General features: G+C 51.4%; 16 protein-coding genes and 1 tRNA gene. 12 read left to right on the forward strand and 5 right to left on the reverse strand.

The window, feature by feature from the left end; translation table 11 throughout:
• The first annotated feature begins 110 nt into the window (after positions 1–110).
• Complete coding sequence (locus tag OCU43_RS18365) at positions 111–734, forward strand: TetR/AcrR family transcriptional regulator (RefSeq protein ID WP_091357734.1); 624 nt, start codon at positions 111–113, stop codon at positions 732–734.
• 122 nt (positions 735–856) lie between these two features.
• Complete coding sequence (locus tag OCU43_RS18370) at positions 857–2,602, forward strand: SulP family inorganic anion transporter (RefSeq protein WP_245756558.1); 1,746 nt, start codon at positions 857–859, stop codon at positions 2,600–2,602.
• Here OCU43_RS18370 and OCU43_RS18375 read toward each other — a convergent pair.
• Positions 2,583–3,566, reverse strand: a complete 984-nt coding sequence (locus OCU43_RS18375) for a LysR family transcriptional regulator (protein ID WP_091357736.1) — start codon at positions 3,564–3,566, stop codon at positions 2,583–2,585. The two genes, OCU43_RS18370 and OCU43_RS18375, sit on opposite strands and share 20 nt — an antisense overlap.
• A gap of 115 nt (positions 3,567–3,681) precedes the next feature.
• Between OCU43_RS18375 and OCU43_RS18380 the strand changes: the two genes are divergently transcribed.
• Together OCU43_RS18380 and OCU43_RS18385 are read left to right on the forward strand one after the other, a co-directional pair.
• On the forward strand, positions 3,682–4,452 hold the full coding sequence (locus OCU43_RS18380; protein WP_091357738.1) for a class II aldolase/adducin family protein: 771 nt from the start codon (positions 3,682–3,684) through the stop codon (positions 4,450–4,452).
• A 22-nt stretch (positions 4,453–4,474) separates the two neighbouring features.
• On the forward strand, positions 4,475–5,452 hold the full coding sequence (locus OCU43_RS18385; RefSeq protein ID WP_091357740.1) for a 2-dehydropantoate 2-reductase: 978 nt from the start codon (positions 4,475–4,477) through the stop codon (positions 5,450–5,452).
• 91 nt (positions 5,453–5,543) lie between these two features.
• Here OCU43_RS18385 and OCU43_RS18390 read toward each other — a convergent pair whose 3' ends face one another.
• Entirely contained in the window at positions 5,544–6,557 is a 1,014-nt protein-coding gene (locus OCU43_RS18390) for a TRAP transporter substrate-binding protein (protein ID WP_091357743.1), read from the reverse strand.
• A gap of 288 nt (positions 6,558–6,845) precedes the next feature.
• Between OCU43_RS18390 and OCU43_RS18395 the strand changes: the two genes are divergently transcribed.
• Positions 6,846–7,307, forward strand: coding sequence for a DUF3237 domain-containing protein (locus OCU43_RS18395; RefSeq protein ID WP_091357745.1), 462 nt, complete (start codon positions 6,846–6,848; stop codon positions 7,305–7,307).
• An 84-nt stretch (positions 7,308–7,391) separates the two neighbouring features.
• On the opposite strand, the gene OCU43_RS18400 is transcribed toward OCU43_RS18395, so the two are convergent.
• Both OCU43_RS18400 and hpaD read right to left on the reverse strand, forming a co-directional pair.
• Entirely contained in the window at positions 7,392–9,161 is a 1,770-nt protein-coding gene (locus tag OCU43_RS18400; RefSeq protein WP_091357747.1) for a substrate-binding domain-containing protein, read from the reverse strand.
• A 176-nt stretch (positions 9,162–9,337) separates the two neighbouring features.
• The gene (gene hpaD / locus OCU43_RS18405) at positions 9,338–10,264 is read right to left on the reverse strand and encodes a 3,4-dihydroxyphenylacetate 2,3-dioxygenase (RefSeq protein ID WP_091357749.1); all 927 of its coding nucleotides are present in this window, start codon (positions 10,262–10,264) and stop codon (positions 9,338–9,340) included.
• 258 nt (positions 10,265–10,522) lie between these two features.
• On the opposite strand from hpaD, the gene OCU43_RS18410 reads away from it, so the two are divergent.
• The 4 genes from OCU43_RS18410 to OCU43_RS18425 all read left to right on the forward strand — a co-directional run bounded on the left by OCU43_RS18410 (position 10,523) and on the right by OCU43_RS18425 (position 14,654).
• Positions 10,523–11,713 carry a magnesium transporter gene (locus tag OCU43_RS18410; protein ID WP_091357751.1) on the forward strand — a complete coding sequence of 397 codons (1,191 nt, stop codon included), beginning with the start codon at positions 10,523–10,525 and terminating at the stop codon, positions 11,711–11,713.
• 94 nt (positions 11,714–11,807) lie between these two features.
• Positions 11,808–12,593, forward strand: coding sequence for a PhzF family protein (locus OCU43_RS18415; RefSeq protein WP_091357753.1), 786 nt, complete (start codon positions 11,808–11,810; stop codon positions 12,591–12,593).
• Positions 12,594–12,990: 397 nt separating this feature from the next.
• Positions 12,991–13,338: a helix-turn-helix domain-containing protein gene (locus OCU43_RS18420; protein WP_091357756.1), complete on the forward strand. Its 348-nt coding sequence runs from the start codon at positions 12,991–12,993 to the stop codon at positions 13,336–13,338.
• Positions 13,335–14,654, forward strand: coding sequence for a type II toxin-antitoxin system HipA family toxin (locus OCU43_RS18425; RefSeq protein WP_091357758.1), 1,320 nt, complete (start codon positions 13,335–13,337; stop codon positions 14,652–14,654). The genes OCU43_RS18420 and OCU43_RS18425 overlap by 4 nt, the downstream gene beginning before the upstream one ends.
• A gap of 220 nt (positions 14,655–14,874) precedes the next feature.
• Here the strand turns inward: OCU43_RS18425 and OCU43_RS18430 are convergent.
• A tRNA-Met gene (locus OCU43_RS18430) sits at positions 14,875–14,951 on the reverse strand.
• A 724-nt stretch (positions 14,952–15,675) separates the two neighbouring features.
• On the opposite strand from OCU43_RS18430, the gene OCU43_RS18435 reads away from it, so the two are divergent.
• The 3 genes from OCU43_RS18435 to OCU43_RS18445 all read left to right on the forward strand — a co-directional run bounded on the left by OCU43_RS18435 (position 15,676) and on the right by OCU43_RS18445 (position 21,743).
• Positions 15,676–19,152, forward strand: coding sequence for an indolepyruvate ferredoxin oxidoreductase family protein (locus tag OCU43_RS18435; protein ID WP_091357761.1), 3,477 nt, complete (start codon positions 15,676–15,678; stop codon positions 19,150–19,152).
• Between the two features lie 36 nt (positions 19,153–19,188).
• Entirely contained in the window at positions 19,189–20,256 is a 1,068-nt protein-coding gene (locus OCU43_RS18440) for a Glu/Leu/Phe/Val dehydrogenase dimerization domain-containing protein (protein ID WP_091357764.1), read from the forward strand.
• A 74-nt stretch (positions 20,257–20,330) separates the two neighbouring features.
• Positions 20,331–21,743 (forward strand): sodium-dependent transporter, encoded by a 1,413-nt coding sequence (locus OCU43_RS18445; protein WP_091357766.1) that lies wholly within the window; start codon positions 20,331–20,333, stop codon positions 21,741–21,743.
• The last annotated feature ends 84 nt before the right edge of the window (positions 21,744–21,827 follow it).

Genomic DNA, 21,827 nt, shown 5'->3' on the forward strand with positions numbered 1-21,827 from the left:
CTGTTTCATCGTTTCAGCATTCCTGCAGAAATAACAGAAAAACCAAACTGGACAGCGTCAAGATAGAGCGATATTTTGACACTGTCAAGATTGATTGATAAATTATCCTGATGAAACCGACCGCTCCCCTACAGCACAACTATCATCATGGCGACCTCTATCAATCACTGCTGCTGACGGCGACAGAGATGATCGCAGAGGGCGGTACCGAAAGCCTTTCGATGCGCAAGCTTGCGGATCGCGTGGGGGTATCCCGTACCGCTCCCTACCACCACTTTAAAGATAAGAATGCCCTGTTGTGTGCCATTGCAGAGCAGGGATTTGAGCGGGTGGAAACACTGCTGCAAGAAGTGAGGACCAGCGCATCATCCGCGCCACTGGCAACGACATTTACCCAGTATGTACATACTTATATCGCCCTCGCCTATCAACACCGGGAGCAATATGACCTGATGTTTGGCCGTGAGATCTGGCGTAACGGCACCCCGACTAACTCACTGCTTGAGCGCTCCCGGCAACACTTCAAAAGCTGGCTCAGCTGGATTGAACAACTGTGTCAGCAGAATGTTATTCAGACAGGTGATTCAGTGCTGCGCACAGCACAGGTATACTGGGCTACGCTACATGGGCTGTGCCGTCTGCTGAATGACGGCATCTACACAGAACAGAGTCAGTTGGAAGAGATGGCCAATACGGCAGTTAATATGATGTTAAAGCATCAGACCGCCGTTTAACGGCCTGTGGCATACCGGTCAGACAGCGCGGAAAAGTGTCTCTTATCCGCCCCTTCCTGGTTGTCAGCTGAAACGGTTCTGACCGATGTGGTTAAACGCTGTTCCGACACCTGCAGGTAACGATGAGTAAGATGCGCTCGATTGTACGATGGCTGCCTTTCATAACCTGGGGACGCACCATCAATGGCCAGACATTAAGGGCCGATCTGTTCGCCGGATTAACCGGTGCGGTACTGGTGTTGCCGCAAGGCGTCGCCTACGCTCTGATTGCCGGGATGCCGCCTGAATATGGGTTATACACAGCGATCATCACAGCCATGGTGGCAGCACTGTTTGGTTCGTCCAGCCACCTGATCACAGGACCCGCTGCACCGATGTCGATCGTCGTCATGAGTGTAGCGTCCGGTATCACCGACCCAGGCAATAGCGACTTATATATCAATACAGTCCTGACGATCACCCTGCTATCCGGACTGATTCAGCTGTCACTCGGGATATTACGGCTGGGTTCAGTGGTCAATTTCATCTCCCACACGGTGATTCTTGGCTTTACCTCCGGTGCAGCGATACTGATCGCAACCAGTCAGTTGAAACATATTACCGATCTGCCGGTAGCCGCTGGCCTCTCTTTCCCCGAGGAGATCCGTACAATCACTCTGCATTTGTCTCAGGCAAACACCTACGCATTGATAATCGGTATTGCCACGTTGATCTCAGCACTGGTGATTAAAAAACTACTGCCGCGCGGGCCCAACCTCCTGATCGCTATGCTGTTGGGTAGTGGCCTGTGTTGGTTAATCGATGGGCAGGGGCATGGCGTCAATATGGTAGGGGCACTTTCCGGTTCTCTGCCCGCTTTCGCGCTACCTGATGTTTCCCTCTATGAGTTCAGCCAACTGGCATCGGGCGCACTGGCAATAGCGATGCTCGGCCTGTTGGAAGCGGTCTCGATAGCGCGGGCGATTGCACTGCGCTCTAATCAAAGAATCGATGGCAATCAGGAGTTTATCGGCCAGGGGTTGGCAAATGTGGTCGGTGGACTGTTTTCCTGTTTCGCCGGGTCCGGGTCGTTCACCCGCTCGGGGGCAAACTTCGATGCCGGGGCCAGAACACCACTGGCAGCCATTTTTACAGCGTTCATGATTACTCTGGTGCTGGTCTCTTTGCCCGACCTGACCGGTTACCTGCCGCTGCCAGCGATGGCGGGGGCGATTATTCTTATCGCCTGGAATCTTATCGATATTAAAAATATCATCCCTATTTTTCGGTTCAGCAGCGAAACCGCCATTTTCATCGTCACCTTGCTGGCAACACTGTTTATTGAGCTGGAGTTTGCCATCTACCTGGGTGTATTAATCTCTCTGGTTGCCTATCTGAAAAGAACGTCCCGCCCCTCCATCATCAATGTCGCGCCGACTCAGAACGAACCCAAGAGGATTATCCGCAACATACAGCGATATAATCTTCAGGAGTGTCCGCAGATAAAGATTCTCAGAATCGACGGCTCACTCTTTTTTGGCGCGATCGATCATATCCAGAGTGTGCTGCAACAAAGCACTGCCGCCGGAGGGCCCACACTCAAATACATCATTATCAATGCGAAAGGGATCAACTTCATCGATCTGGCAGGGATAGAGTTTCTCGCTCAAGAGTCATCAAGGCTGGAAAAGCGGGGAATCCAGTTAGTGATCTGCTCACTAAAAGGAACCATCATTGATGAGATAAGAGCAAAGGGTTTTCTTGACAAACTGGGGCCACAACGCATATTCGACACCGCACATCAGGCCATCAGTTACTGTGTGCCCCGACTGGACCAACAGGTCTGTAAAGAGTGTAGTAAAAAAATATTTACGGAATGCCCGAGGTAACCCGCTGGCCTTGGTTTCCTGTCTGCAGCTCACCGCGCCAGTGACCAGCACGATGTTCCTGCCGGACAACTTCATGAATCAGTGGGATAACCGCGCGTATCAGCGAACTGCGAGGGCGGTTTGCCGCGGTGGAAATATACACATCCCGTTCCATGGAAGGCTCGATAACTTCAAGTGCATGGATCTGCCCTATCGCCTCCAGATGGTAAAAAGAGGAGGAGGGACTGAGAAGCATGCCATAACCATCGGAAACGTACCGCAGGGTTGTCATCAACTGACCGAAAGCAGGTTTCTGTCGCACCTTAACACCTGTCTGCTGTTCGTACTGACGTAACAGATATCCCAGCGAGTCCTGCCGTCCGGTGACAATGACCTCATGCTCAGACAGCTCAGCAAAGGCAATCTGAGACCGATTGCAAAGCGCCTCCTGTGAGCTGTTTCGCGGATTGACGCCCATCGCCAGATAGAGTTTCTCCCGCAACAGAGTCTCCCGGGTCAACTGTTTCATATCACTGCCGTCCGGTGATGAGATAGCCAGGTCAATCTCACCGCTGAGCAACTGTGACGACAGGTTGTAAGACAATCCAGCAAACAGATCCAGTTCTATTTTAGGATAGCGTTGCTCCACCAGTGTCAGCAGCGGCACGGACACCACATTGCCAATCGGCTGAGTCATGCCCAGCGCCAGCCGACCAGCGGGCTCCTCTTCGGTTTGCCGGATATCCAGCTTTGCCTGATCGACCTGGCGTAAAATTGATTCAGCATGAACCCGGAACAGCTGTCCAGTTTCAGTCAACCGGACGCCCCGATAGTCTCGATCAAACAAAGAGCTGCCCAGCTCATGCTCAAGGTTTTCCAGCTGCAGACTGATACTCGGCTGGGCAATATCCAGCTCACGCGCTGCAGCCGCGATGCTGCTTAGTTCAGCAGTTTTAAGGAAATAGACCAGTTGCTTTGTATTCATAGTGAAACCATATAAGAAAAATATAGAGCTGAATAATATTTATTATGCTTTTTATTGCGGTCATTTTAATTAATATATTAATCAAATGCATCCACAATAAATATGAGGAAACAGTATGTCTTTGTCCAATCGTTACTATGAACGCCCTTCCAGATTTAGCGAAGCCGAGTGGAATGCCCGGGTCGACCTGGCTGCGATGTACCGCATTTTTGCCTATCTGAAATGGGATGAGTCGATCTACAACCATATCTCTTTGCGTGTGCCTGGTGAGGAAGGGCACTTCCTGATCAACCCATTTGGCCTGCACTACAGTGAAGTGACCGCTTCAAACCTGGTTAAAGTCGATGTTGACGGTACTATCATCGGTCACTCTGACTGGCCGATCAACCCTGCCGGTTTTACTTTCCACAGCCAGATCCATGACAAAGTACCTGATGGCCATTGTGTGATGCACGTTCACACCACCCCGACCCTGGCAGTTTGCTGCCTGGAAGAAGGTCTTTCCTACAGCAACTTTTATGCGGCCCAACTTCACGATAAAGTTGCCTACCACGAATTCGAAGGGATTACTGTACACCTGGACGAGGGAGCACGTATCCTTGAAAGCGCGGGTGACAAGCCAATTCTGCTGTTACGTAACCACGGTCCTGTCGTGATCGGCGGTAGCCTGGCACAGGCATTTGCCCTGATGTGGCTGGTAAGTCGTGCCTGTGAAGTACAATGTGCTTCAATGGCGATGGGTAAAGTACGCGAGATTCCTGAAGAGATCGTGAAGAAGTGCACCAGAGACTCACTCAACTTTGATCCTAAGTTTGGTGCGGGCGAAGATGTATTTGCAGCGATGAAGCGAATCGTAGAAAAGCAGGACTCATCTTTCAAACGTTAAGCTGATTTGCAGGACTCCCGATATGAATGTATGTGTATACGGTGCAGGTGCCATTGGCGGACTGATTGCAGCGCGGCTTAGCGCTACGGGGATAGCGGTTTCAGTGATTGCCCGGGGCGACACTCTGCAATCACTGCAGCAACACGGAATCGGGCTGACAGAAGATAATCAAACCCGTTTTTATCCGGTGACAGCGATATCCGCACCGGATAATCTCGGCGTTCAGGATCTGATCATTATCGCTGTAAAACAACCCTCGATGAATCCTGTCATCAAACAGCTAAAACCGCTGATCGGAGAACACACCCGTGTTCTTCTGGCGATGAATGGGGTTCCCTGGTGGTTCTTTGATGGCTTGCCGGGAGCTCCTGCTGACTACCTGCTCAACACCATCGACCCGCTTGGAGACCTGAGGGAATTCATCCCCAGCCATCAGGTTATTGGCTGTGTTGTGCATCTGGCTGCAACCGCTCGGTCTCCGGGTATGATCCAGCTGAGCATGGGCAATAACCTGATTATTGGTGAACCCTATGGGGCGCCGTCAGAGCCCACATTACGACTGGGTAAACTCCTTGAGAAAGCAGGATTCAATGTCAAAATATCTCCCAGGATTCAGCAGGATATCTGGTACAAGCTTCTGGGAAATATGACTATCAATCCGGTCTCAGCCCTGACCCGTGCGACAGCAGATCGCATCCTTGATGACCCACTGGTCAATCAACTTTGTTGCAAAGCAATGCGCGAAGCGCTGGAGATCGGCAAGCTAATTGGCTGCATAGTGGAGCAAACACCGGAAGAGAGAAACGTAACCACCCGCAAGCTCGGAGCGTTCAAAACCTCAATGCTGCAGGATGTTGAAGCGGGCCGGCCTCTGGAATATGAGGCTCTTATTGGTGTGGTCTATGAGATAGCCGAAAAGCTCGGCAAAGAGGTGCCCTATATCGCTGCACTTTACGGCTTAATCCGGCAACTGGACAACAGTCAGCGTCAGACTGACTAATACCAAAAAGGGTCTGTCAGACAGTTTCAGATCGAAACAGGCTGGCAGACCCTCATCAACGACGCTCTTTAAAAGCGTCTTTTATATAACCTTACTTAGCCAGTGAACGGAACATCTCCAGTGCAGCAGCACCATCAACGTTTTTCGCCTTTGCCGTTTCAATCCAGTGAGCCGCCATATCGTCGGTTTTTGCTTTCAGTTCCAGCACCATAGGATCGGTTTCACTGAGACGGTTGATTACAATACCGTTCTCTTTGGCTGCAGCATAACCGTTGGCATCGGCTTCACCCCAGGTTTTACCCGCTAAACGGGACAGTTTCTCACCGGAAACGCTCATCAGCGCCTTCTGATCCTTTTCACTCAGCGCAGCAAATGAATCCGGATTAATAAAGAAACTAAAGGTCGTGGTATACATCCCATCCGGGAAGGCGGTCAGATATTTAGACACTTCTGCCAGTCGCAGGTATTTAAGATCCAGTGCTGGCAGAAACACCCCTTCAACCACGCCCTGCTGCATCATCTCATAGATTTTTGGTGCAGGTGCCGCCACCTCGGTGACCTCCAGACGCTTAGCCACTTCAGTTGCAACGCCGCCACCGATACGGATCTTCTTATCTTTCAGGTCCGCCAGTGAGTTAACCGGAAAAGTGGTGTGCAGCTGTCCAGGGCCATGTACAAACAGCCCCAACAGCTTCAGACCATCATACTCATTTGCCTGATTAAAATACTTTTCCTGCACTTTCCACAGCGCGACCGAGGCTTTTTCTGCATCAGAACTTTCGCCCGGAAGTTCAGCGATGCTCCCCAGAGAAAAACGACCCGGCACATAGCCGTTAACCGTAAAACTGGCGTCAATAACCTGATCTTCCACTAGGTCAAACATCGACTTGGGATGCCCCAGACCATACTCAAGCTCAACTTTAACCCGGCCTTCGGTGGCCTCTTCAACCCACTTAGCCCAGGTAGGCCAGACAATAGCATTCTGTGGTGCCGTGGGTGGTAGCCAGGTTCCCACCTTAAGCGTCGTAACAGCAGTTGCACTGAGTGACACAAACATTCCGGCACACACACTTGCAGAGGCTAAGAATTTTGTTATTTTTTTCATCTCTTTTTTCCTGATTAGTTGCTCGTTGAACAAAAAATTCTGGTTCAGATGTCAGCGGAGTAGATTCCTTCCCGTGATGCCCTCCCACCATCACGCATACTGATAAAACAATTCTTTGTTGACATACCAAACAAAATATTAATTAATATGTTAACAAAAAAGAGATATATGAGAATATCGAGGAATGTACTTCCCCTCAATATTTTCCCGATAGGCTGAGGGGGTATCAGCTGTCATTAATAACAGTAAAGCTTAAACACAACCGATCTCCAAAAAGGCGAGAAAACAATGAACACCGCACCACAGATCAGACACTTTGCAGAACTCAAAGTAAAAGTTGATCCTCCGCAGGAGATTGGACATGCACAACACGGCCAACGAAGAGTCATTCCTATTATTGGCGGCACTGTGCAAGGTGATGGCTGGAGGGGAAAAGTTTTACCCGGCGGCGCTGATTATCAGCTAATTCTTACACCACGTATGGCGAACCTGGATGCTCACTATGTATTAGAGATCACGGGTGGTGAACTAATCTATGTTCACAACCGGGCCATTCGGGTCGCAGAACCAGAAATCACTGAACGCCTGATCAAAGGGGAACCCGTCGATCCTGCTGAGATATATTTCCGCTGCTGTCCAAAATTTGAAACAGATGCGCCATCCATGAGATGGATTACTGAACGCCTTTTCATTGGTACGGGGATCCGCAGACCGGACCTGGTAGAGATGAACTTCTATGAAGTGCTATAGAAAAACGAACTCATCAGAATTGTATAAACACCTGAGAAATATTGCCGCCGGCAGAACCTCTTGTCAGCCGGACAGCACATGACCCTAATACCCGGCGACAGCATCCGGACTGCGCACCCAGATCTCTACCCGGCGGTTACGCTGACGCCCGGCACGGGTTATGTTCGAGGCGATGGGCACCGCTTCCCCCATCCCCTCAACAAACTGTACATTGATACCCCGTGCCAGCAGCGCCTGTTCCACCGCCTCCGCCCGCTGCTGAGAGATCTGCCGATTGGCGGCGGGCTCTCCGATACTGTCAGAGAACCCCACCAGAATAGCGGATTGTCCCGGATGGTCTTCAAAATATTTCACCACCCGGTCAAGATCCCGCTGGGCTTTGTTATCGAGCACAATAGTGCCACTGTGAAAGCGGAAATTGAGGGAGAGTCGTTCTGCATTCTGAGTCAGCTGTCTGTATTCTGCAGGAAGCTGACTGCTCAATACCGGTCGGGTTTTATAGACATTTTGCGAGATAAACCCAGCCTCTTTAACCACATCCTGGCCCTTCTCTGACAGCACAAAGCGGATAAACTGATCGATCACAGAGCCTGTCGCCACGGTTGCAGGCTCATACATATACAACCGGCGTACCAGCGGATAATCCTCGGTGGAGATGGTAAACGAGGTAGGATAGATCGGTTGAGCATTGGACTCATCCGAGATCGCCAGCGCTTTTGCCCGCAGAATATAAGGAAGTCCGATGAAGCCGATCGCTCCGGGCTCCTTACTCACCTGATCTGACAACTCGATACTGGACTCAATTCGTTCAGCTGTCGCAGCAAGTGTCTTATGGTGTTTTTTCAACACCATCGATTTGAAGGAATCCCAGGTACCGGAATTTGCATCCCGGGCATACACTCTGACCGGCAGATCCGGCCCACCGAACGCAGACCAGTTATCAACCGTACCGGAAAACAGCATCGCCAGTTGCGCAGTACTCAGATGGCTGACCGGATTGGCCGGGTTGACGATTACCGCCAGCCCATCCATACCGATAATATGTTCGGTACCTTTCGATCTCAGATCGCCATAGCGCCCCGACAACTGCTCATTTTCAACCTCTTTAATCCGCCGGGAAGCCATCGCCAGATCGGCAGCGCCCTGATCAAGCGACCTGAACCCGGTACTGGAACCGTGCGCCTGCATCTCTATCCGCGAGATAACGTTATCCCCCGGCATATGGAACAGAAGATTATTCTCGACATCGATGGCAGTTGTGCGCAGTTGAATATCCTCTGCCCCCTGGTCGGTCAGAAACGCTTTCAGCAGCTCCGGTGCCAGGGTCTCGCCGATGGTATTGGAGCCATGTAAGCGAAACAGCACCTGCTCTTTGAATATCGTTTTTTCAGCAGCCACACGACCGTCCACCTGGTTTGACGCCATCCCCTGAGGCTCTGCTGCCCCACGTTCTGATAGCTGAAAATATTGCCAACCAGATACCAGCGCAACCAGCAGAATCAGCGCCATCAGTCCCGCAACAATTCGGTTACGCCCTTTCGCTTCAGACGTTACATTAACCTCTGCTGGCGATGCAGGCCCAGTGTTTGCTGCCACAAACTTATCCGGGTCATCCACCGCTGCTTGTTGCAGATCGATCTCTTTGGTCAGATCCAGCGCTTCATCTGTCAGCAGATCCTTATAAATGGCCCGGATTCCGGCACTGAACTGAAACTGACTACTATCTGCATTTAACAGAATGGTACGGCGATATTCGCTGTCCTCGGTAAATTTATGCAGATCAATTGGCTTATGCCCCTCTTTCTCAAGGGCACGCTTCAGCTTCCAAATCAGGTCAAACAGGGTAGTTTTCACAACACAACTCCGGCGGAGACACAGCAACAAGACCGGGCATTCTACTCAGAATAGATTTCGTAAATATTACAAAGAGTTAAACACGAAGGAAGGATTAGGCGACTATGTTAACCGGAGAGGGGCTGAGCAGAAGATATGGGAGGCCAGAGACCTCCCTACGGGCAAAACTGTTGCACTTACAAACGGCTGGCACCCGGCGCAAAACTTTCGGTGACCGATGCCTGAGGCCCTGGAACAGCAGATCCATCCTGTTCAGTCACAGGGAATACACAGTTAATCTGTCCGGTGCCTGAACTACCGAAATAAGGTGTCAGAATTTCGGCCTGACCTTCATAATCAGACCAGCCCAGCGCCCCCAGCATCATCGCGGTATCGTGCATAAAGCCTTCACCATGACCTTTGGCCGCATATTCAGGCAACATCTCGCAGAACGTTTTCCAGTCACCACGTTTCCACATATTAACCACTTCAGTATCCAGGGTCTCAAGGAATGGACTCCAGATCTTGTTGGCAAACTCCGGTGCCTGACCGTTCTGAGCAAAGCGATGAGATAGCGAACCACTGGCAAAGAAAGCAACCGTGCCGTCGTAATGCTTTTCAATTGCTTCACGCATCGCCCAGCCAAGACGGGCAGAATCATTCAGATAGTGAACGGTGCATAAAGCGGAAACAGAGATAACCTTGAAGTGGCGGTCTTCATTCATATAACGCATCGGCACGATAGTGCCATATTCCGGCCCCAGTGAGGTCTTATCATGGGCCAGTGTTTCGACCCCTTGCTGACAACACTCATTAGCAAGAATTTTTCCCAACTCAGGGTTACCATCATATTCAAACTCCATATTGGAGATGAAGTGAGGCAGCTCACCACTGGTGTAGTTCCCTTTAAAATGAGGCGCACAGTTAATATGATAATTCGCATTGACTAACCAGTGGGTATCAAACACCACGATAGTATCAACACCCAGCTCCCGACAGCGCTTGCCAATCTCAATATGTCCGTCAATGGCTGCCTGACGGGAACCTTTTTGCGGCCCATCCAGTTCAGACAGATACATACTGGGAACATGCGTAATTTTCGCAACAAGAGCCAGTTTACCCATTTTCAGTTTCCTCTTAACTTTTTTATCTACAGACCGCGTCTAATCAGGGGAGACAACGATCAGTTCAATCTCTCTATTTTGTTAACATATTAACTAAATTGCAACTATTATATCCCACAATATTCTCCATTGGCATTAAAAGCATTGAATTTAAAAGGATTTATAAAAAGACCTTCTTATAGCGCATGTCTCATATCTGGGCTATTGTTTAGCTGCGCAGATATAAACTGCTGACGATCTGCAATGAGAGTTTCTGACATGAATACAGACAATAGAGCAACTGACGCCAGCGCAATCACCTTGGCTGATATGGACCCGACCATCGCCGCATCTCTGCTGGCACAGACAACACCCGACAATATTGAACGTGCGCTTAGCGAGCTTCCAGCGGATGTTGCACTTAAGATAGCGTCGCACCTGGCATCAGAAGCGGATAACGATGATGAAAGAGGTAATACCCCTCATCCACTTGAAGGTCTCAGCGGTACGGTGGAACGGTTAATGACTGAGGCTTTTGGCATCTTATCACCACAGGATACCGTTGCCAGTGCCCTGGATCATATTGTCAGAACAGATCCCTCAATCACCATCACCTATATCTACGTTACCGATGAAGACGAGAAACTACTGGGGGTTGTGGCGATGCGCGATCTCCTGCTCGCAAGTCCCGGGCAGACTCTTGAACAGATCATGACGCACGATCCATTTGCCTTCACACCCGATGTTGAGATGCCTGAAGCGGTGAACGCGGCCCTGTTACAACGCCATCGCCTTTATCCGGTAACCGATGAAGAGGGGACGCTACTGGGACTGGTCTATGGCTGGCGGTTGTTTGAATATGTCGCCACCGAGATCAGTGCTCAGGCAGGATCAATGGTAGGTGTGGATAAAGAGGAGCGCATCACAACCCCCATACTTGAATCGTTTCGCATGCGCCACCCCTGGTTGCAGATCAACCTGCTGACCGCATTTGCCGCAGCCTTTGTCGTCGGGATGTTTGAAGACACCATCGCCCGTATCGTCGTGCTTGCCGTATTTCTGCCGGTGCTTGCCGGACAGAGTGGCAATACCGGCTGTCAGGCGCTGGCAATCACGCTGAGGAGTATGACGCTGGGAGAACTGGCCAACATATCCGTCTCCAGAGTGCTTCGAAAGGAGATTATTCTTGGCGCCATGAACGGCTTCTTTGTGGGTTTAGTCGCTGCACTGGCGATGTGGATCTACGCGGGTATCAGTGGCACAGAAAATTCTGCGATACTTGCACTGGTGGTGTTAGTCGCCATGGTGGGAGCCTGCATCGGCAGCGGAATTTTTGGGGTACTGGTCCCCGTAACCCTGAAACGCTTTGGCGCCGACCCGGCAATGGCCAGCAGTATCTTCCTGACCACCTTTACCGATATCCTGGGGATGGGCCTGATGCTATTCCTCGCCACCAGCCTGCTGATGTAATCAGTAAGCTGGTTGAGTTTTGCAAAAAAGTTAGGGCTGTCTTTCATCAGCATAGGCCACCTTCCATCCATCTCTCCCCCTTAAGGAGTCACTAGTGAAGTTACGTATTTTCCAGGTTGATGCATTTACAGACACGCTATTTGGAGGTAACCCAGCCGCCGTTTGTCCGCTGAAAGAGTGGCTCAGTGACGCGCTGATGCAACAGATAGCGATGGAAAACTCTGTGGCTGAAACCGCGTTTTTTGTTCCGAATAAAGTAGGTTTTGAGATCCGCTGGTTCACGCCCGAAATTGAAATGGATCTGTGCGGCCATGCCACTCTGGCAGCTGCACATGTGATAACAAAGCACTTAGGCTATAGCAAATCAGATCTGATTTTCCAGTCTACAAGCGGCAAACTCCCGGTCAAAATCAATAACGATCTGATTACGTTGATTTTTCCATCCCGAAAACCATTAACCGATAACGCCCCTCAGGCGATATTGGATGCCTTGCATATCCCCCCCATCGAAGTACTTAAAGCCCGTGACTATCTCCTTGTCTTTGATAGCGAAGCAGATATTCGCAGCATACAGCCAAACAGGAATATTCTTGATCAGATCAATCTGGATCCGGGAGGAATTATCGTTACTGCCAAAGGCGATAGTGTGGACTTTGTTTCTCGTTTCTTTACTCCTCAGGCGAGTATTCTGGAAGATCCGGTTACAGGTTCAGCCCACTGCTCTCTTATCCCCTACTGGGCCGAGAAGCTATCCCGTAACCAGATGACTGCATTGCAGTTATCATCCAGAGAGGGGACGTTATTCTGCCAAAACGCAGCCGATGAAGTCCACATATCAGGTAAAGCGGTAACCTATATGGAAGGCATAATAACGATTTAGTAACCCAGTAGATCGTCAGCCGAACTGCAACCATAGAAACGCGATAGCATTGCCATCAGATGACACAGGATGGGCTTGGCAGCCAGTTGTCCACAGCCTCTTACGCTACTTGCTTTGCAAATTGGGAAAACTGGCTGGGGGCATTTAGGGCTTTGAGATTTGGCTCGCCCGCTCTTTCCTCACCTCTTCCCCCAAAGAAATAAGCACAATAAGCGAATTTTGGCACAACACAATAAGCGAACAACAGCACATAGAAGCACCTCTAAAAAAGCAACATATATGCTTCTTTTTACAATTAAAATGCTTTAACCACGTAAAAGCAACTTATATGTTGCTGAAGCCAGAAAAAGAAACTAATATGTTTCTTAATGGTAAATAGCAACATATACGTTTCATTATGAATTCACTACTCGAACAGATCAAAAAACGCCGTATCGCACTAAAACTCAAGCAGCACGATATGATGCTGCGCGTTGGTATATCGCGCCAGCAATATCAGCGTTTGGAATCCAAAGGCAACCCTCGGCTTGATACTCTTGAGTTAGTCGCTAAGGGGCTTAAAAGTGAATTGCTGCTGATACCACAGGAAAAAATAAATGCTGTGCTGGCGGCACTGGCCGACGATACTATTTCAAACTCTGGGCCATCAACTGGGGCACCAACCAAGCCAAGCCAGACGGGAAAAGAACAAAGCAACCCACTGGCGGATGATCCATGGAAGGGTTTGTTGGGAGAAAACGAATGAGCGCAGATGCCAGAAATGAAGTGGGCGATGAAATGAATGTATTACAGCTCTCAATTCATGGCGTATTAATCGGCTATCTCGCAGGGTTTAAGAATGGCCGCAATGTGTTGAGCTTTGCAGATTCATTCAGGAACAACCCTGATCGTCCAACATTCAGCCTGATTACCCACCCGAAGTTTCCGAATGCAGCCAGGCTCATGGCAGAGTCATGGGCAAGAAATCAGCGACTACATCCTGTGCTTTCAAACTTGCTGCCAGAAGGATCTTTGCGAGAACTAATCGCTCAAGGCCTGAAGGTGCACGTTGATAATGAATTTCATATTCTCTCGTATCTTGGCGAAGACTTGCCCGGGGCTATCGAAGCCACGCCAATGGAGCCGGATGATGTTCCCGATTACGTACTGAACACGCACGGAAAGGCTAAGGCGATTAAGTTCGATAAAGATGCTCTTCACAAGAAAGGAAGAGAAAACAAGTTTTCCTTGGCTGGCGTGCAAATGAAGTTTTCTATGAAGGAAAAGGATGGACGCTATAACTTATCCAAAGGTGATGTACTGGGCGACTGGATTATCAAAACGCCCTCAACCAAGCATAAGTTCGTACCTCTGAACGAATACACTGCCATGTCGTTAGCCGCATTAGCTGGAGTTGATATTCCCGAAATCAAGCTGGTTGAACTGGACAAGCTGGATAATCTGCCACAAATTAACCTGCCAGATGAAAAGCAAGCCTTTGCTATTAAACGGTTTGATCGTGACCCTGTAGATCAAAACATGAGCCAGCGCATCCACATGGAAGACTTCGCGCAAATTCTGGTGAAGTACCCGCACGAAAAATACACTTCCGCTAATTACGAGAATATCGGCAAAGTCATCTATGACTTTTCTGGCGACGGGCTGGCCGACGCTCAGCAGTTCGCAAGGCGGTTACTGGTGAATATTCTCTTGGCGAATGGAGATGCGCACCTTAAGAACTGGAGCTTCCTGTACCCTGATAAGGTTACGCCTCGACTTTCTCCTGCATACGATATCGTAACAACCAATGTCTATATCGAGAATGAAACCCAATACGCGCTCAATTTAGGTAAAACAAAAGAGTGGTATACAGTCACCATGGCACACTTTCAGTCGTGGGCAGGCAGGTCTGACATTCCGTGGCGAGTGATAAAGCCTCACTTGGACGATACAATGAGCAAGGCAAGAGAGTTATGGCCTGAGACTCTGAAAGCGTTACCGATGAACGAAGTGCACAAAGAAGGCCTTAGATCGCATTGGGCTAAGCTTCAGCAAGACTTTAAGATTGAAGTCACAAAATAAAGGCTATCTCAGTTAACGAATAATTAAGATACGACACGCTTGACTTACATCAGACATAAAAAGGCATACCCTTTCGATACACCTCTGATTATTACGTTGGTAGCGGAGCCAGATCTAAGCCGACGACCTTCCTGCCCTTATTAAGAGCCGAGCCCGACGCCTGATCTCAAATTCCAGACGAAAAAAAAGCCAATCTTTCGATTAGCTTGTCTTTCCGTTGTGGTAGCGGGGGCCAGATTTGAACTGACGACCTTCGGGTTATGAGCCCGACGAGCTACCAGGCTGCTCCACCCCGCATCAACGTGGGGCGTATACTACAGATGAGTTACCCTCTTGGCAAATGATTTAGCTAAATAATTTAAATAACGTAGCAAACTGCTGTTTTTACAAAAACCGACCGCTGCCTGGCATATTCCTGAACTGCGGGAGCCACATGCTAAAAATGAATATCCTCTGCAATCAAAAAAACTTCAGTTGAAATTGCTGACGATTAAATCGCCTGCTGATGTCCGATGCCTGTTGAATTTAAAAGAAATACGGGTATTTACCTACAAAAAAATAACAGAAAAATAATCTGCTAATTAAACTTATGACCATAGATAATATCTATTTCTTACGTATCTGCATCACTTTCCTTGGTTGACTTACGCCATCCTCCCGGATTAATGTTGGTCGCCAGCGCACCCCAAAAAGGTATCGCTGCAACAGAAACCGGCCTATCCGCCGGCACAATAACAACAATATTCAAACCTGGCTGTGATCCGGCTAAGGTAAAGGGTAATAACCATGACCTACCGTTTTTTTCTGCGGCACACACCGTTGTGCCATCCCGATCTCACAGACCTGCTGTCTGCTGATAGTTCAGTTGTATTCCTACGCTCCATCATCCAAAGACCGAAAGACCAACTCAGGAATATTTCGCCCCCCGGCGTCTGATTCACCGTTTTCTATTCATCCATTGTCTGATTCGTTCTGAACCGGAGCGCATAACTGTTGCCGTTCAGAACCGGGAGCTATCAACATGAAAAATGCCGTTTCACTGCAGGATAAGTGGGAAAAACAGAGCGGACGGGTCTACCTGACCGGTAGTCAGGCGCTGGCTCGCCTGCCGATGCTTCAGGCCGCACGGGATAAACAGGCTGGACTGAATACAGCCGGATTCATCTCGGGCTATCGGGGCTCACCTCTGGGTAACTTTGACAAAACCCTGTGGCAGATCCGCGATTACCTGAAACAGAACAATATCGTCTTCCAACCCGGCGTTAATGAAGATCTGGGGGCAACCGCCGTGTGGGGATCACAACAGGTCAACGTATTTGAAGGTGCCCGCTATGACGGTGTTTTCGGCCTCTGGTATGGCAAAGGTCCGGGGGTTGACCGTACCGGTGATGTACTGAAGCATGCCAACGCTTTCGGTACCTCAGAGTATGGTGGAGTACTGGCGGTTGCCGGTGATGACCATGCCAGTAAATCCTCGACCCTTCCCCATCAGAGCGATTACGCCTTTATGGATGCGATGATTCCGGTACTCTATCCCTCCGGGATTCAGGAGATGCTGGATTATGGCCTGTATGGCTGGGCAATGTCCCGCTTCAGCGGCTGCTGGGTGGGGCTGAAAGCGCTGGCCGAGGTAATGGATTCAGCCATCTCAGCCAATCTTGATCACCAGCGACTGGAGATCAGCCTCCCCGAACACTTCGAGCGCCCCGCAGATGGCCTGAATGCCCGCTGGCCGGATAAACCACTGCAACAGGAAGCGCGACTGCACCGCTACAAAATCGCGGCAGCACAGGCGTTCTGCCGCCACAACCGACTGGATAAAATCGTTATCGATACCGCTCAGCCGCGCCTGGGTATTGTCACCACCGGCAAGTCTTATCTTGATGTCCTGCAGGCGCTGGAAGATCTGGGTATCAGCCACGCGCAGGCCGCCGGGTTAGGTATCCGGTTATACAAAGTCGCGATGCCCTGGCCGCTGGAACCCGAAGGGGTCTATGAGTTTGCTGAGGGTCTGGAAGAGATTCTGGTCATCGAAGAGAAACGCGGCCTGATCGAAGATCAGCTGAAGGAGCAACTCTACAGCTGGCAGGACCGGCATCAGAGTGCTCGTCCCCGGGTGGTGGGTAAGAAAGATCAGTTGGGCAATGAGCTACTAACCAGTCTGAGCGAACTGACACCGGCGATGATCGCCCGGGCGATTGCGGCACGTGTCGCCCCCTTCCACAACAGTCAGCAGATCGCTGACCGCCTCACCTTTCTTAGCGAAAAAGAGTACCAACTGGCACAGCCGCGTGCCCTGCTGGAGCGCACTCCGCACTTCTGCTCCGGCTGCCCCCATAACACCTCTACGGTGGTGCCTGAGGGCAGCCGCGCACTGGGCGGTATCGGTTGTCACTATATGGCCACCTGGATGGACCGTGGCACCGACACCTTTACCCAGATGGGCGGCGAAGGCGCGACCTGGATCGGTCAGGCCCCCTTCACTGATAACAACCATGTGTTCCAGAACCTCGGCGATGGAACCTACTTTCACTCGGGCCTGCTGGCGATTCGTGCGGCGATCGCCTCCGGCGCTAACATCACCTATAAAGTGTTGTATAACGATGCCGTCGCCATGACCGGGGGTCAGCCCATTGATGGCCAGTTGACGGTGCAGCAGATTACCCACCAGCTCTATGGTGAAGGTGTTCACCGTATCGCTGTGGTCAGCGATGAACCGGATAAATACCCCAGCCGTTCTGAATTTGCCGATGGGGTCACCTTCCACCACCGGGATGATCTGCAGGCGGTGCAGATGGAGCTGCGGGAGATCCCTGGCTGCACCGCGATGGTGTATGACCAGACCTGTGCGGCGGAGAAACGTCGGCGCCGTAAACGCAGTGAGATGACCGACCCGCAAAAACGGGTGGTTATTCATCAGGAGATCTGCGAAGGCTGCGGTGACTGCGGCGTGCAATCCAACTGTTTGTCTCTGCTGCCCAAAGAAACCGACCGTGGCCGCAAACGCGCTATCGATCAGTCCGCCTGTAATAAAGATTTCAGCTGCATCCGTGGCTTCTGTCCCAGCTTTGTTACCGTCAAAGGGGGCAAACTGCGTAAACCCGAACCACTGGGTAAAGAGAGTCATTTCCCGCAGCTGCCCATGCCGCAGCTACCCGGTTGTAGCACGCCCTACAACATCCTGCTGACCGGTGTCGGTGGCACTGGGGTGGTGACCGTCAGCGCCCTGCTGGGGATGGCGGCGCATATCGAAGGTAAAGGTACTGGGGTGCTGGATCAGATAGGCCTGGCACAGAAATTTGGCGCGGTAATGAGCCATATCCGCATCGCCGAGTCTCAGGAACAGATCCATACGGTGCGTATTCCGGCGGGTGAAACCGATCTGATGATCGGCTTTGACCTGATGGTAGGGGCCAGCGAAGAGGCGCTGGGCAAGCTGGATCGGCAGCGCAGCCAGGTGGTGATCAATAACCATGAAACCATGCCTGCGGCGTTTACCCGAGACCCCGATCTGCAGGTACCCACCGCAGAGATGCAGCAGGTAATCCGTGACAGCGCCAAACCTCTGAGCAGCTTCTGTCTTGATGCAACCACCCTGGCCACGCAGCTACTCGGTGATGGTATGGCGGTTAATCTGTTCTGCATCGGCTATGCCTGGCAGAAAGGGCTGATTCCCCTTGAGATGGATTCAATCGAGCAAGCGATCGAACTCAATGGTGTGGCGGTTTCGGCCAACAAAGAAGCGTTCCTCTGGGGACGCCGTGCAGCGCACAACCTGCAGCAGGTTGAACAGATCACTTCCCCGGCCAGTGATGTTCAGACGGTGCGGATAATGCCCGGGCTGGAAGAGGTGATTCACCGGGAGATGCAGCACCTTAACCAATATCAGGGAGCTGCCCTGGCGCATCGCTATCAGTCACTGGTGCGTCACGTCGCAGACGCGGAAAAGCAACTGGGCAGAGGGAACACCCTGAGCCTGGCCGTTGCGGAAAATTACAGCAAGGTGCTGGCCTATAAGGATGAGTATGAGGTTGCCCGACAGCTGACATCCAGCCACTTCCGGCAGCAACTTGAAAGCCAGTTTGAAGGAGACTTTGAACTCGAATTCAATCTGGCACCGCCGCTGATCTCGCGGATCAACCGCGCTACGGGGCGCCCGGTCAAGCGCCGCTTTAGCGAAAAAATCATGCCGCTGTTTCGTCTGCTGGCCAGCCTCAGACCTTTGCGGGGCTCCCCCCTGGATCTGTTTGGTTACAGTGCTGATCGCCGTCTCGAACGACGACTGATCCGCGAATATGAGCAGGATATTCAGGCGCTACTGCAGAATCTCAGTGTGGACAATCTGCAGGATGCGATTGAGCTGGCCCGGCTACCCTCTGTGATTCGCGGCTATGGACCGGTCAAGGAGCGCGCCTATGAGCAAGCGCAAATCCAGCGACAACTGCTTCGGGAGCAGATCCTTGAAGCGCACAGCAGCGCATCCCAGGCAACTGTTTAATAACAATAAAACCCAGCATTATTCAGGAAAACCGTTATGTCCGTTTTTAGTCATGCCGAATTTGATAACCATGAGCAGGTTGTCTTCTGTCACGATGAGATCACTGGCCTGAAGGCCATTATCGCCATCCATAACACCAACCGCGGCCCCGCATTAGGGGGCTGCCGGATGTGGCACTACAGCAGCGATGAGGAAGCCCTTAACGATGTGTTGCGCCTATCCAAAGGGATGACCTATAAGTCGGCCCTGGCCAATCTCGACCTAGGCGGCGGTAAGTCGGTGATCATCGGCGACCCGCGCAAACATAAAACCCCGGAGCTGCTGGCAGCGATGGGACGTTTTCTGGAGCACACCGGCAACCGCTATATTGCGGCAGAGGACTCCGGCACGTCGGTACCCGACCTGCAGGTGATGGCACAACACACTGGCAATGTGGCCGGCATCACCGAACGTACCGGTATTGATGGTCTGCCCTGCAATGGCGATCCCTCCCCTGCTACCGCTTATGGCACCTTTATCGGTCTGAAAACGGCGGTGCAGTATCAACTGGACCGCACCGATCTGACAGGTCTCAAGGTGGCGATTCAGGGAGTGGGTAATGTCGGCTACCGGCTTGCCGAACAGCTCCATCAGGCGGGTGCACAGCTGTTTGTTACCGATATCCATCAGCAACAGGTAACCCGTGCAGTCGAAGAACTGGGTGCTATCGCCGTCAGTCAGAATGAGATTCTCTCTCTGGATGTGGATGTGATCGCCCCCTGCGCCCTGGGTGCCGTGCTCAATGATGAGTCGATTCCGCTGATCAAAGCAAAAGTGATTGCCGGTGCGGCCAATAATCAGTTGGCGTCGCAACGCCATGATCTGATGTTGCGTGAGCGTGGCATTCTCTATGCCCCGGATTACGTCCTTAACGCGGGCGGCATCATCGATATTTTCTATGAACGTATCGGTCATCAACACACTCAGGTGCGCGCCCATATCGAGACCATCGCCGACACCCTGTGCGAGATATTCCGTCGGGCCGATGCCCAGGATCGTCCAACCGGGGAGATCGCCAATGAGCTGGCCGAAGAACGCATTAATCAGCCACGTGCGGCACACTAACCTGTAAAAACAACTCAGCCCATCACCGATGGGCTGGCTCTCTCTGACATAAAAATAAGATCTGGAGAAAATCAATGACTGAACTGGTTCAGAACCCGGCACTGGATGCCACTGCCGACAACACCGGCAAAGACCACCCGATGTGGTCATCCCGCATGGCGTTTATCCTGGCTGCCAGCGGCTCGGCCGTAGGGCTGGGAAATATCTGGAAATTCCCCTATATCACCGGTGAAAATGGTGGCGGAGCATTCGTTCTGGTATACCTGCTGTGTATCGCCCTGATCGGTATTCCAATTATGATTGCGGAGGTGATGATCGGTCGCCGTGGCGGTCGCAGCCCGATCAACAGCATGCGCAACCTGACCCGGCGGGATGGTCTCTCCAACCGCTGGATCTGGATCGGGGGAATGGGGATGCTGGCCTCGATTCTGATCCTGTCTTTTTACTCGGTGATCGGTGGCTGGGCGCTGGCCTATATTGGCAACTCCGCCAACGGCCTGTTTGTCGGCGCCAGCACCGCAGCGATTGGCACGATGTTCAGCAGCCTGCTGGCCGATCCCTACACTCTGCTGTTATGGCATTCGGTGTTTATGCTGCTGGTCATTTTGATCGTCGCCCGCGGTCTCAGCTCTGGTATGGAGAGAGCGATCAATATCCTGATGCCGCTGCTGTTTGTTCTGCTGCTGGTGATGGTGGGTTATGCCATGAGCACCAACAGCTTTGCCGAGGGTTTTGCATTTCTGTTTCAGCCAGACTTCTCCAAACTGACCACCGCCGGTGTGCTCACAGCACTGGGACACGCGTTCTTTACTCTCAGCCTGGGGATGGGGGTAATGATGGCTTACGGTTCCTACCTGCCGAAACAGGTTTCCATCGTGAAAACAGCAGTCACCGTCTCCGTTGTCGACACCCTGGTGGCCTTGCTGGCAGGTCTGGCGATCTTTCCGCTGGTGTTTGCCAACGGTCTTGAAGCGGGGGCAGGCCCGGGACTGATCTTCCAGACCCTGCCGATTGCGTTTGGCCAGATGAGTGGCGGTATATTGTTTGGCAGCCTGTTCTTTATCCTGTTGGTTGTCGCAGCCATTACCTCGGCAATCTCGCTACTGGAGCCTCTGGTAGAATGGTTTGAAGAACAACAGGGAATCAGCCGTCTGAGCGCCACCCTGATGGGCGGCATCAGTATCTGGGCGCTGGGGATCCTTACCATTCTGTCGCTGAATGTCTGGGCAGATGTTCATCCGCTGGGCATGTTTGAACGCTTTGCCGGAAAGACCTTCTTCGATCTGTTCGACTACGCCACCGCTAACCTGATTATGCCGTTAGTCGGCCTGGCAACTGCGCTGTTTGTCGGCTGGTTTATGGCAAAACCGGCCGCCGAAAATGAATTTGATATGGGCAACGGCCTGGCTTACCAAAGTTTTATGTTTGTTATCCGTTTTATCACGCCGGCAGCAGTACTGGTGGTGTTTATCTACAACCTGAGTTGATAGTCCCGCTATCACCGCCAAAAGCCCTGCCGACGCAGGGCTTTTTTGTTCATACCCCGGTATTTTTCACACATCTCTCCCCAT

This window comes from Amphritea atlantica (genome assembly GCF_024347255.1).
GTDB classification, from domain to species: domain Bacteria; phylum Pseudomonadota; class Gammaproteobacteria; order Pseudomonadales; family Balneatricaceae; genus Amphritea; species Amphritea atlantica.